Origin of the sequence: Tabrizicola flagellatus (genome assembly GCF_008271465.1) — a bacterium.
Classification (GTDB): domain Bacteria; phylum Pseudomonadota; class Alphaproteobacteria; order Rhodobacterales; family Rhodobacteraceae; genus Tabrizicola; species Tabrizicola flagellata.
This window is the reverse complement of record NZ_VMDU01000002.1, coordinates 440,281-453,515: the sequence shown is the minus strand read 5'-3', so window position 1 is coordinate 453,515 and position 13,235 is coordinate 440,281. Positions and strand designations below refer to the sequence as shown.

Sequence of the window (13,235 nt, the reverse complement as noted above, 5' to 3'; positions counted from 1 at the left end):
CCGATGCGTGCTTCACGGGCTGGTGAAGCCTTGCCGACCCGTGCGACCCCCCTTGGCCATTCCTGTGCAGCGGACTAGCCTGACCCCGCACTCGGCTGCCGAAACCGCCGAATCCCTGCGCCGACCGAAAGGCCCCGATGCGTCACGCCGTGCTTCTTCTGGGCCTCCTTGCCAGCCCCGCCTCTGCCGAGATGTCGCTCCGGGATGCGGTGTCCGGGCTCGACCTCTTCCCCTGCGATCTCAGCAACCTGACCTGCACCTCGCTGACGGTGCCGCTCGACCATCGCGCCAATGACCCGGACAAGACGCTGGAAATCACCTTCGCCCTGTCCTTCGCCAGCAACGAAAGCCGCGGGATCCTGTTCTACTTCGTCGGCGGTCCGGGCGGATCGGGGCTGGCCTCGACCGACAGCTACCTCGCGGCCTTCGACCCCAGCCTGGCCGAGAACATCGACATCGTCTTCGTGGATCAGCGCGGAACCGGCTCGGTGCATGGCCTGGCCTGCCCGACGGCGCAGGCGCGATTCGACATCGCCCCGGTCTCTCTGGACGACCCCGAGGCCGTGCTGGCCACCGCCGGACGCTTCGTCACCGACTGCACGGCCGAACTGGACGCGGACGAGCTGCTGCCGGTCGTCGACACCGATCAGGCGATCCGCGATTCCGAGGCCTTCCGCCAGGCCATCGGCGCGCCGAAGGTCTGGCTTTACGGCGAAAGCTACGGCACCCAGCTGGTGCAGGCCTACGCGACGCAGTTTCCCCAGGCGGTCCGTGGGGTCATCCTCGACGGCGTGGTCGACCTGACGCTGGACGCCGAAGGCTTCTACCGCCGCTACACCCTGGCGGCCGAGGCGCTCTTGTCCGAAACCTTCGCGCTCTGCGACGCGCAGCCGGCCTGCGCCACGGACATTCCCGGTGGCGCGGCTGCCGCCTATGACGACCTTGCGCGCCGCGCGGCCGAGGCACCGATTCCCGTTCCCTATCCGCTGGCCGACGGCACCACCGCCACGCGCCACCTGACCACGGGCTTTCTCGAAGCCAATGCCTTCTTCGCGCTCTACTCGCCCGAGGGCCGGGCCGAATTCCTGCGCGCGCTGGCCGCGGCCGGCCGGGGCAACCTGGTGCCGATGCTCCAGCTTGGCTACCTGAACATGTATATCGACCCCGAGACCGAGATCGGCCTCCAGGATCCCGGCTGGTTCGGCGCGGCCTACTACGCGATCACCTGTTCCGACTACGGCAGCGGCGAAGGCACGCCCGAGGAACGCGCCCGGCGCATTCTGGACGAGGCCCGGGCCCTTCAGCCGCAGGCGCCGCGCCTGTTGCGGGCCTACTACCTGGAACGGGTGGCCTGCGCGCTCTGGCCGCATCAGGGCCCCGACCGCCGGCCTGCCCCCTATGCCGGTGGCGACTGGCCGACGCTGATCCTTAACGGAGACCGCGATCCGATCACGCCGATCTCGATGGCCCGTTCCGTGCTCGATGCGGCCCGCAATGCCTATGGCGTCTTCATGGCCGGCGGGTCGCATGTGATCTGGGGCCGGGGCCATGCCTGCCCGGACCGCATCGTCGAGTCGCTCCTCTACGACGGCACGCTACCGGCGGCCCGCGAGCAGCGGTGCGAACAGGATCCGATGACCGAGTACGAGCCCCTCACCCTGACCGATCCGGCACAGATGTCCGACGCCTTCGCGGTCGCCCGCGCGGTCGAGACCGAGCTTTTCAGCCTGATCCCGCTCATCGGCTGGGATGGCCAGCATCCGACGACCTTCGGCTGCCCGCTGGGCGGCACCCTCTCGGCCAGTCCGAGCGACCGGGGCACGGACTACCGCTTCTCCGACTGCCGGTTCTGGTCCGGGCTGGCGGTCGAGGGCAGCGGGACCGATGCCACCCTGCCAGAGACTGACGATGGCCTGGTGCTGGAGATCGCCGTCACGGGCGCGCAGCAGGGGCAGCTGACCTACCGCCACGACCGCTTTGCGCAGGCCTACAGCCTGTCGGGCCTCTGGAACGGCCAGCCCGCCGGCCTGCCGCACGACGGGCCCTAGCCGCCGGTCGGACCTGCCTCGGCGGCCCGGCGATAGTGGCTGACGGTGGCCTCGATCAGCGCCGAAAGACGCCCGCACCCGGCCGGCGCCTCCGGCTGCCGGGCGAGAGCGGCCGCCAGGTCCGGCAGGCGCCCGCAGCGGTCTGCCGTATCGATCAGCGAGGCGACCAGTGTCGGGCTGTAGGGTGCTTCGGCAAAGACCTCTGGCCTCAGCTCCTTCGGCCACCAAGGCACGAACCGTGCCAGCGCGGCGACAGCCTCCTGCACCACGACCGGCGCGAGGTCCTCGCCGCCCAGGATCACCCTGAATGCGCCGTGGAACTCGGGCAGGCGCCCCGGCATCGTCGCCGGCAGCCTCCCGAACAGCGGCAGCCTGTCCCTGACCGTGAAATCCTCGCGGTAAAGCATGGCATCGACCGCGTTGTGATCGCGGATCGACACCCGCGACGGGGCCTCGAAGAAGGGAACGAACACCTTCTGCAGCTCCTCCCGCCGCAGGGCATCGGGAACCGTTCTCTCGGCCCAGTCGCGGAACTCGCCGGCCACGAAATTCATCACCTCGGGCGCCAGATAGGGCAGCGCGATGCCCTTGATCGCCGCATCCGCGGCCAAGGGCCCCGCCAGGCGGAGGCCGCGCCAGGCAAAGGGGCTGTGCGACAGCCGCGCCATGGCCCGCACGCCCTGCCACAGGGTCTCGCCCGGATCCGCCGGTGCCGCGCTGCCGGCCAGCGACAGGACCAGCATCAGGGCCAGTCGCGCCGGCCAGAGCTGCCCCGATTGCTCGGCGGCATTGGCAAAGACCCACCGCAGCCGTTCGCGCCGCTCGGGATCCTCCAGCCAGTCCCGCACCGCCGCACCCAGACCCGCTGCCGGATCGGGGCCGAGGTCCGGGGCATGGCAGGCCGTCGCCGCCTGCAGCGCCGCGACCGACAGGCCCTGCAACTCCTCGGCCGTCATCTCGCCCGAGGGCGACAGCGGCGCGGCCATGCCCGGGATCGCATCCAGCAGCAGTCGCGCCAGGCGCGGCGCCTCGCCCGCCACCAGGGCCAGGTTCAGCTCGGCAAAGCGCAGCGACACCTGCTCGGCGGACATCGCCGTATCGTCCGGCGGTTCGGCCCCGACCGCCTCCTGGATCGCGGCGCGTTCCTGGCCTTCCGACATCTGCACCTTCTGCCGCCGGACGCGCGCGCCGCGCTGCACGGCTCCCCAGGCCAGGGTTTCGACCGCCTTGCGGCTCACCACCCGGCCCCGGGCATCGCGGAACCTGTCGCGCGCGAAGTCCAGGTCGTCCACGAAAACGCCCAGGTGATCAGCCAGCCGCCGCAGCAGATCGGGGTCGTCCGGCAGGCTGGCCGGGTCGGCAAGCGCGCGGTAGTAGACCGCGTCCAGATCCGCCCCAGGCTCGCCACGCGCTGCCCGAGCCTCGAACCAGGCCGCCGCCGCCCCGGCCACCGCCTTCGCCCTCGGATCCTGGAGGATCTGCGGCAGCATCCTCCGGCGCAGGTCGGGCAGATGCTCCACCCGCTCCGGCGCGCCCGGAACTGGTCGGACCAGCCAGACCATCTCGGCCAGCCTGTCGAACAGGGCCCTTGCCTCGACCCCGGTCAGATCCACCTTCAACCCGCAGGGGCCGGCCAGCACCTCGCGGATCAGCTCGGGCGTCACCTCGCGCAGCACCAGTCCCGGGCTTGCCACGGCCTGCAACTCCCGCGTCGGCAGCCGGTCCAGGATGCGCGAGAACAGGAAGGCCTGCCGCAACTCGCCGTCCAGCCGGCCCCGCGCCTCGGACGGCCCGTCCTGCACAAGGGCGGTCAGCTCCGCCTCCACGTCGCGCCCCTCCCGGCCCAGGCTTTCGGCAAATCGCGCGATCATCATCAGTGTCAGCGGGTCCGACCCGAAGACCTCGACCAGCCGTGGCACCAGGTCGATGCCCTCGACCGAGCGGGACCGGAACTGGTCGCGCAGCAGCGCCCGCCCGGCCTGGGTTCCCAGATCGCCCAGCGGCAGAACGCCCTGCACGGCAAGTCCGGGCAGATGGGCCGGCGGGATCGTGCCGGCCTCGCGCCCCGACAGGATCACCCTGGGCATCAGGCGCTGGCGGCCGACCAGTGCGATCCAGTCGGCGATCAACCCGACCCGGTATTCGCCCACGATCAGCGCCTCCTCGAACGTGTCGAAGATCAGCACCAGCCGGATCGGCGCGTCGGCGCCCTCTGCCGTCAGGATCTCGTTCAGCGCCGTCAGGCTGGCCACGACCGCACTCGCCTCGCGGCCGGGATCGACCGTCTCGCTGCCCGCCGCCACGCCGCCGCGCAGGGTCTGCCGGATCGCCGACAGCCTTTCGTCCAGGTCGGCCCGCTGTTCGCCCACCTGGCGCAGGAGTTCCTGGGTCAGCGCAACCCGGTGCCCGGCGCGCAGGGCGGGCTGGTCCAGGTCGAACACCACCCGCAGGATGGACCGGTCTCGCCCGAGACGCCGCCGCAGGGCCTCGAGCAGCGCCGACTTCCCGCTGCCGCCCAGCCCGGACAGGATCACCGTAGGCGGCGCGCTGCTTGCGGTGGCGACAGGTGCGTCCGGCAGGACCAGCGGAGGGATGCGGATCCGCCCCGTGGCGGCGAAATCCGCGAGCGCCGACAGCTCGTCCCTGCGGCCCCGCAACTTCCAGCCCAGGATCTGCCGGCTGGCTGCAAGCTTGTCGGACTGCACGGCAAGGCGCGCCAAGCGCCGCGCGAGATCAGGGTCGGCGGCCCAGCCCTCAAGCTCGACCTTCGCGTTCCGCAAAAGCTCCAGCGCCTGCAAGAGGCTCAACAGCGCGGGCAGGTCCTCTTCCTTCGGCCGGGTCCGGCGCGGCCGGGCAATGGCCGGCGCGGCCCGCCCGCCAGCAAGCAGAAGCCGCAGCGAACGGGCCAGGGCATCGTCTCCGGCCTCGGGCAGGCCCGCCAGAAGCGCACGCCGCGCCGCGCCAGAGGGCAGCCGCGCCAACCCGTCGCGCTGCGCGTCCGGGGTCAGCCGCCACAGCCAGGTCTCGCCAACCTGCACCTCGGTGGAAACCGCCGCCAGCGCCTGCAACCGCGCTGCTCCGTCCTCGGGCGTGGGGCCGAGCAGCACGCGCGGGTCGTAGGCGCCGATCAGCGCGGCGCGGGTCAGGTCGATGTCGGCCATGGCTACCATTCCTCGACCGCCTTCAGATAGACATGCGCGAGATAGCCCGACAGAAGCGCCAGCAGCGACCGCCCGCCGCCTTGCCGCGCCAGTTCCTCGGCCGCGCCCAGCACCAGCCGGGCATGGCGGCGCGATTCTCCGACGGCCGGCGCCTTGCCCGCCGCGACACTCAACCCGTCCAGGCAGTCTTCAAGCTCCTGCGCCGCGATCCGTGCCGGGTCGGGTATCGGGTCGAAGCCGACAAGCCGGGCCTCCACCCCGACCAGCGTGTCGGTCAGCCCGATCAGCACCACGCGCAGGGCCTCGCGCAGTTCGCCATCGCTGTAGATCTGGTCCAGAAGCATCCGCGCGCCGATCCCGGGCAGGCGGGCCACGTCCAGCTCGTCGATCACCAGCCACAGCGTGCGCGGCTGCGCCGGATTGGCCCGGGCCAGGTCCAGCAATTCCCGCTTCAGCACGGCGAAGATTCCGGCCACGGTCGCCGCCGCCGTGGTCAGGCCGCCCTGCGCGGACAGCAGCGTGTCGATCCTGTCCGCCGGCACGCCCGCCCGGGCCAGGATCAGCCGCGCCAGGTCCATCGCCTTTGCAGGCAGCTCGCCCGCGGACAGCTCGATGATCGTCCGTGCCTCGATCGGGACCGAATCGCGCAGAAGCGCCGTCGAAAAGCTTTTCCCGCTGTCCTTTGGCCCCTGCACGATCAGGATCGCCGGGTCCGGCCCCAGCTGCATGCGCCGCAGCGTGTCCTGCGTGCTACCCCGCCCCACCACCGCCCGCGAACCGTCGGCCAGACGCGACAGCCGGTCGTTGCGCCGTTGCGGATCGCCCAGCCGGGGATCGCCCAGGTCGGGCCGCGCGGCATGGATCGCCGACAGGCGGACGGCCAGATTGTGCAGCGTGCGCTCGCGGCCCAGCGCGTCGCGTGCCGTGACCTTGGCCCGATGCAGCGCGATCGGACGCAGGCGGTTGTCCAGGCACAGGCCGCCCGACGAGCCGCCGGCCGTCCAGACCCGGTGGCGCAGGTGGTTCGGGTCGCCGGGGTCCACCACGGTGCCAGGGGCGAAGCCTGCGCGTTGCGGGACGGCGGCGGGATGCTGGAAGACAAAGAAATTGTCTGTCGAATGGTCCAGCGCGCCGGTCTGCGCCAGGTCGTACCAGCCGCGCTCGCGCCCCGGGGCGCCGCGCAGCCGGATCGCGCAATAGTCGAGGAACGTGCCGTCCGGGCTGGTCGCCTGCGGGGCCGCGTCGCCCGGAGCCTTCCGCGCGGGGCTGAAGGCGACGAGCCAGTCCTCGGGCACCGGGTAAAGCCGGCCATCGCCGGTGCCCAGCGTCTCGAACCGGCAGGACAGGCGCGCGGCGGCATTGTCGCACAGGCGGTCGGTCGCGGGGTCGATCAGCGGCGCGACCACATGCCAGCAGGTCAGCACCGTATGCGGCCCGATCAGGAACCCGGTGCCCTGGCTTGCCGTGCCCGCCCCCTGCGCATCGGCGACCCGGACCAGGCACAGCCGCCGCGCGGCCAGGTTGAAGGCCGCCAGCAGGTCGGCCATGCCCAGCGCGGGCGACATGGCCTGCGCGAATTCCTGCACCCCGATCCCGCTGCCGTCGGCGTTCTGCGGCAGGACCTGGACGCTGCCTCCCGCCGCCTCGGCCTCGGCCATCGCCGCCGGCAGGTCGATCATCCCCAGCGCGGACAACTCGGCCAGAAGGGTTCCGTGCCAGGGCGGATCCCGGCTGGCCGCGGCCAGGATGACGGCCGCAAAGGCCGGGACGGGCTGGTGGATCCCAAGCGCCAGAGTCTTGAAATCGGGCAGGTCGCGCGACACCCGCGCGGCGATCTCGTCATGGACGGCGGCCACCGCCAGCCGGTTGCCCGTGATCCCGCGCGCCAGGGCCTCGGCCTGCGCCGGGGTCAGGGCAGGCCCGGTCATGGCAGCAGGGCGGCGACGCCGGCGGTAGCGGCCCGGACCAGCGCCAGGTCATGCGCATGGTTGGCGCGCAGCCAGTCGCCGGCGAAATGCAGACCCACCGCCGGCAGATCGCCGCCAAGCTGGCCGACGACCGACCCCGAATTGCCGCCCAGGGTCGTCGCGTCGTGGTCGAACACCATCGCCCCGGCCGTCTGCGCCCTTGCCGCCTGCACCAGTCCGGGGCTGAAATACTTGCGCCGGTAGTTCAGCCCATACAGCTCGCGCAGCCGTTCGATCACATCGTGGCGCAGCGCACCGCGCTCGTCCCGCGGGACCGAGGCCGGCGGCGCCGGGAACCCCACCACGAACAGGTTCGCATCCGTCCCGCGCCAGGCCGGGTCCGCGTTCACCCGGAACGGCTTCGGCAGAGCCATGCCGGCGGCATTCACCGGCTGGACCCGCAGGATCGCCATGTCCAGCTTGTCGAAGCTGATCGGCAGCCGATGGATCTGCCGCGGCCCGGCAAAGGCCACCTCCTCGATGGCGAAACGCTGCGCCGGATCATTGCCCGAGGGCGAAAAGTCGATCGTCGCCGCCCGCACCATCTGCCAGCGCCGCGGGTTGTCGGCGCGTGGCAGCGGGGCGGCGAATTCCTCCAGAACATGCCGGTTGGTCATCACCAGCCCCGGCCCGACCACGAAGCCGGTGCCCAGATGGATCCCGTCGCCGTCGATCCGCCCGACCGCCTGCAAGGGCCCCGCCTCCAGGTCCGGCCGCGCGAGGACCAGAAGCGCCGCGAACTGCCCCAGTTCGGGGTCGTCGGTGTCGATGCTTTGCACCTGCCGCCCCTCGAGCGTGGTGCGCCAGGTGACCGGCAGGGCCGGGCGGTCGGTAAGCGAGACCAGCGCCTCCAGCTCGATCAGCGTCGTCTCGTCCAGCCGGGCCGAGGTGCCCTCGGCATGCAGCCGCGCAAGCCCCGCGTCCAGCCGGTCCAGATCCACCGTCTGCCTGCCCTTCTCTAGCCGCCGGGTCAGCGGCTTCAGCACCTCGCGCCGGCCCGGCGCGTCCAGCCGCGCCTGCCCGTCCTTCGGGTCCACCGATGCCGCGGCCTCCGGCGTGATCCCCGGTGTTGCGGCCGCGCCAAGGCTTCTCAGCACCCCGGCAAGCCGGTCGGCGTCCACCGGGGCGGGAATCAGGATCGAGGGCGCGGGCGGCCGGCCGCGCAGCGCCAGTTGCGCCAGGCGCGGGTCGCGGCTTGCCGCAGCCGCTTCGGTCAGCCCGGCCGATGCCTGTCGGAACGCCCGCACCTCGCGCCCGGCGCCGCGCGGACTGCGCCCGGCCCGCGCATCGGCCAGCACGAGCGCCGCGACCTCCGGCCCATGCGCATCCCAGTCGAAGTCGGGATCGAGCCGCCCCGGCCCGAACATCCGCGTCAGCGCGGGTTCGATCCCTCCGCTGGGGTCCTCGAAGGCCGATTCCGGCGCCGCCGCCGCGATCGAGGGCAAGGCCAGCGACAACAGCGCCTCGGCATTGATGACCCCCGCGCCAAGACCCGAGGGGAAACCGGCCGGCCTCCGCGCCGTCTGCTGCACCGCCGTGCGGAACAGCGCCTGCACGCTGACGCCCCGCGCGTTGGCCTCGGCAATCACCTTCGTCCGGCCATGATGCCCCAGCCACAGCGCCGCGATGCCCGCCGTCAGCGCCGTGGCGAACGAGGTGCCCTGCCCGCCCGCGATCCCGTCCTTGGGCGCGTCGGGCTTCTGCCGGTCGGCGCGCCAGACGAACTCGGCCGGGGCGGCGAAATCCACCGCCGGCCCGTGCGAAGAGCCCTTCCAGCGCTTGTCCCGGATGTTCGTGCCGCCGACCGCGATCATCTCGGGATAGGCGGCCGGCCAGACCACCAGCCCGACGCAGTTGCCCGCCGCCGCAACCAGGATCACGTTCTGCCGCACCGCCCGCCGGATCGCCTGCCGCAGGGCGAATGAGGGGATGCCGCCGAGGCTCATCGAGATCACATGCGCGCCGACGCTTACCGCATGGTCGATCGCCTTCGCCACCGGCGCCGCGTTGAAGATCTTCACGTCGTTGATCGCGCGGATCGGCACCAGAGTTGCCTTCGGCGCGGCCCCCTTCATCCGCCCGCCCTCGCCCGAGGCCAGCACCGACCCCGTTCCCGTCCCGTGCCCCGGGTTCGACATCGAGGCCGCCAGCGGATCGGTCGGCTGCCTGCCGCCCTCGATCAGGTTCAGCGACTTGCCGAAATCGAAGGTGGTGTCCGCGAACTCGGCATGGTCGGCGACGCCGGTGTCGGGTTGGGCCACGATGATCCCCTTGCCCTTGCCCGGCGACATCGCCCAGGCCTGGATGACCCGGGTCTTTTCCAGCGCCCAGGTCTTCGGCTCTGGCGGGGTGCCCTTCTCCCAGCAGATCGCGTCCATCACCACGCCTTCGGTGCCGGCGGGCGTCTCGGGGACCGGCTCGACATAGGCGGTGGCACCGAGGTCGGGGTCGCAGGCGACAAGCCCGAGCTCGCCGCGCAGCTCGGCCGCGATGCCGAACAGCGCATCCTCGGGCAGGGTGCGGTCCAGACCGAAGGGGGCGAAGGTGAAGGTGACGGGCTCGTCCGGCTCGGGCGCGTCGAACAGGGGCTCCAGCGCGAAGCGGTCCGATCCCAGCAACGCCGCAAGCCTTGCCCGCAGCGCCGCCGCATCCGCGCCGCCCGCCGGCACGGTCAGCGCGAACCGCAGCCGGTCCGGGTCGTAGAGGGACCGCGTATCCTCTTGCGCAGCGTCCTGCATCAGGCTGCGCAGGGCGGGCAAACCATCAAGCTGCGGCATGGGGCCACCTCCAGGATGCAATGTTCAGACACCGGATCACGATCAGGCCGCCATGCGGCAAGGCGGTGGGCGACGGGGTGCCCGCAAGGCCTGAAGTGCTGCGGCCGCAAAACTGAAAACGATAAACAATTTACAGGATACTAGCGGATTTGTTCTGAGCATAGCGTGAATAATGCGTCAGGTTCCGCTTCTGGTTGATTCAGCCTTTGGCCGACTCGGGCAAATGCGCTAATCTGTCTGCAAGGCGCAATGTTGATTTCGGCGCCCGTTCCAGAAAGCAAAGTTCCTTTTCTTCCAACCGGATTTCACCGGCAGCATGCCCATTCAGTCAGGCCCGCCCATGCGGACCCCCCAGTCCAGGAAGGATAAACGATGGCCGAGACCGTTGTTCGCAACGAGTATGGCGAAGTCGTTTTCGTTCAGGCCCCCGAAGCCTCGACACTCGAAAGCGCCACCACTCTGTCCACGCCGCAGCTTGCGGCGGAACACTACATGAAATCCCTGCAAGACACACTTGGCCTTGCGGGAACCCGCCTGGCCGGAGACCCCGCGCTGGAAGGCGCGGGCGACACACCGGTGGCCGAATTCCAGTCGGAACGGGACGTCGCCGGCACCAAGGTCGTCGTCTATCAGCAGAAGGTCATGGGGCTCGACGTGTTCGGGGCCCGGCTCGGGATGCAGATGGACGGCGAAAGCCTGGCGCTGGAATCGGTCCAGTCCTCGATGCACGCCGAGATCGAGGTGGAGAACCCCTCGGCACTTGCCCCGGCCGGCACCCGCAAGCTCAGCCGCGCCGCGCTGGTCAAGCTACTGGGCATCGAACTGCCCGACATGGACAATGCCCGGATCGAGCGTCAGGTCGTCCTGCGCTACGAACCGGACGAGCGTGAAGAGGCCCATGACCACGAAGGCTGCATCGGCGGGCCGGGCGTGGACCTGCCGCGCCTGCCGCCGACGAAGCTGAAAGGCCTGGCCAAGGGCAAGCACTACATCTGCGACGAGGTGCTGTTCCAGGCGGCGATGGGCAAGGGTCAGGCACCGGTCAACTGGCGCGCGCTGGTGGAGCCGAAAAGTGGCGATGTCCTCTATCTGCGGGCGCTGGTGGCCTGCGCGACCGGGCTCGTGTTCGACCGCGATCCGCAGACCCAGACCGGGGCCAATGTCTCGGCCGCCTCGCCGAACGCGGTGCTGAACCCGTTCCGCAGCTCGCACACCATGGCCGGGCTGATCCCGGCGGTGCCGCAGCCCCTGTCGGGGAACTATGTCCGCATCGCCGAGACCCAGGCCCCGGTGCAGACCGCGCCCACGGTTCCGAACATCAACGGCGCCTTCAACTTCGACGCCCAGACGGAGGAATTCACCGCGACCAACTGCTATCACCACTGCGACCGGTTGTTCCGCACGATGGAGGACTACGGATTCAACGTCGCCTCCTATTTCAACGGCACGACCTTCCCGGTGCCCTGCGACTTCCGCGCGCTGGGTGACGCGGTCAACGCCCAGGCCCCCGGCAACGCGATGGGCAACGGACTGCTTGAGTTGCGCTTCGGCAAGATGATCCCCGGACAGACCATCGGGATTGCCACCGACAACCGGGTGGTCTGGCACGAATTCGGCCACGCGCTCCTTTGGGACAACGTGAACAGCCCGAACTTCGGCTTCGCCCATTCGGCGGGCGACGCGCTGGGGGCGATCCTGAACGATCCCGGCTCGCAGGCCGCGGACCGGTTCATGACCTTCCCCTGGACCGCGGCGGGCCTCAACATCGACCGCCGCCACGACCGCGCCATCGCCGACGGCTGGGCCTGGTTCGGCCCGCGCTGGAACACCCAGTATGGCGGCGAGCAGGTGCTCTCCACCACGCTGTTCCGCTTCTACCGCGCGATCGGCGGCGATTCCCCGCACCTGGCGACCCAGCGCCGCGCGGCCCAGGTCACGGCCTATCTGATCTTCAAGGCCATCGGCCTGATGACCGCCACCACGGCGATCCCGGAAGTCTTCGTGGGCCATCTCCAGACCGCCGACAGGACCACGCCCTCGTTCAAGGGCATCCCCGGCGGGGCACTGCACAAGGTGATCCGCTGGGCCTTCGAGAAGCAGGGACTGTTCCAGCCCGGCGCCGCTCCCGGCCAGCCGCAGACGGTGAACCGCGAAGGCAACCCGCCGGACGTGGATGTCTACATCGACGACGGACGGGGCGGGGAATACACCTACCTCGCGAACCACTGGTCCTGCCAGGACATGTGGTGCCGGCGCCGCCCCGACGGCGGGCTGACGCACCAGAACCCGCTCGTGGGGTTCAAGAGCTACATGTATGTCCGGGTGAAGAACCGCGGGATGCAACCGGCGCAGAACGTGCGGGTGGATGCCTACCACGCGCTGCTCGGCTCGGGCCTCGCCTTCCCCGACGACTGGGCGCCGATGGACACGCCACGCTGTCCGCCCCAGGTCCGCTCGCGCCGGGGGCCAGCGTGATCCTCGGGCCCTTCCGCTTTGTCCCGACCGTGGTCGGCCACGAATGCCTCATGGCCATCGCCCATGCCACCGGCGATCCCGGCAACGACACCACGATCCAGGGCACCATCCCCGAACACCGCTTCGTGCCCTTCGACAACAACATCGGCCAGCGCAACATTTCTCCGGTCCGGCCGACGATCCTCGACATCATCAAGCTTTTCCGCAAGCACCTCATCTGGATCCGCAACCCGTTCAGCAAGCCCGTGGTGGCCAAGGTCGAGGTGACGCTGCCCAGGTTCCTGCAAAAGCTTGGCTGGCGCATCGCCATCCGGTCGGCCGGCGGCGCGAAGTTCGAGCTTGGCCCGCGCGAAAGCCGCAAGGTCATGCTGGTCCTGACCCGCGGCAAGGATTTCGACGCCGATCTCCTCAGGCAGTCGATCGACCGCAAGGATGACGAGATCCGGATCAGCACCCTCCTCGACGGCGAGTTGTCGGGCGGCATGACCTACAAGCTCGACTTCCGCATGGCCAGGGACGACGACCCCGGAGAGCCCGACGACGACGACGACGATCCGCCGAAGGACGGCCCGCCGAACGGCCCGCAGGACTGGCCGCCGAAGCTCCCCGACCGTCCGGTCCGCACCCGGCGCCCGACGATGGAAGAGATCCTGAAGATCCTTCGCGGAGAGGAGATCGACGGCGCCACGCGCGGCATCCGCACCATGCGGCTGGAAATCGACTTCGACGGCGACTGAACCGCCGGACCGGGCCGGGGCCGCAAGGCTCCGGCCCGTCGCAGCGCGACCATCATTTCAGGAAGGGATC

Annotated in this window: 6 protein-coding genes; 3 read left to right on the top strand and 3 right to left on the bottom strand. The window is 70.6% G+C overall.

Annotated features, from left to right (window positions below; translation table 11 throughout):
* Positions 1-137 precede the first annotated feature (137 nt).
* Positions 138-2,048, top strand: a complete 1,911-nt coding sequence (locus tag FL625_RS05275) for an alpha/beta fold hydrolase (RefSeq protein ID WP_149587572.1) — start codon at positions 138-140, stop codon at positions 2,046-2,048.
* Here FL625_RS05275 and FL625_RS05270 read toward each other — a convergent pair.
* The 3 genes from FL625_RS05270 to FL625_RS05260 are packed head-to-tail and all read right to left on the bottom strand — an operon-like array spanning position 2,045 to position 9,953.
* Positions 2,045-5,209 carry an ATP-binding protein gene (locus FL625_RS05270; RefSeq protein ID WP_160147733.1) on the bottom strand — a complete coding sequence of 1,055 codons (3,165 nt, stop codon included), beginning with the start codon at positions 5,207-5,209 and terminating at the stop codon, positions 2,045-2,047. The two genes, FL625_RS05275 and FL625_RS05270, sit on opposite strands and share 4 nt — an antisense overlap.
* A gap of 2 nt (positions 5,210-5,211) precedes the next feature.
* Complete coding sequence (locus tag FL625_RS05265) at positions 5,212-7,137, bottom strand: serine protease (protein WP_149587570.1); 1,926 nt, start codon at positions 7,135-7,137, stop codon at positions 5,212-5,214.
* On the bottom strand, positions 7,134-9,953 hold the full coding sequence (locus FL625_RS05260; protein ID WP_149587569.1) for a S8 family serine peptidase: 2,820 nt from the start codon (positions 9,951-9,953) through the stop codon (positions 7,134-7,136). The genes FL625_RS05265 and FL625_RS05260 overlap by 4 nt, the downstream gene beginning before the upstream one ends.
* A 372-nt stretch (positions 9,954-10,325) precedes the next feature.
* On the opposite strand from FL625_RS05260, the gene FL625_RS05255 reads away from it, so the two are divergent.
* Both FL625_RS05255 and FL625_RS05250 read left to right on the top strand, forming a co-directional pair.
* The gene (locus FL625_RS05255; protein ID WP_149587568.1) at positions 10,326-12,428 is read left to right on the top strand and encodes a hypothetical protein; all 2,103 of its coding nucleotides are present in this window, start codon (positions 10,326-10,328) and stop codon (positions 12,426-12,428) included.
* A complete protein-coding gene (locus FL625_RS05250; protein WP_149587567.1) occupies positions 12,425-13,165 on the top strand; it encodes a hypothetical protein in 741 nt (246 codons plus the stop codon). Before FL625_RS05255 ends, FL625_RS05250 begins: the two co-directional genes overlap by 4 nt.
* Positions 13,166-13,235 lie beyond the last annotated feature (70 nt).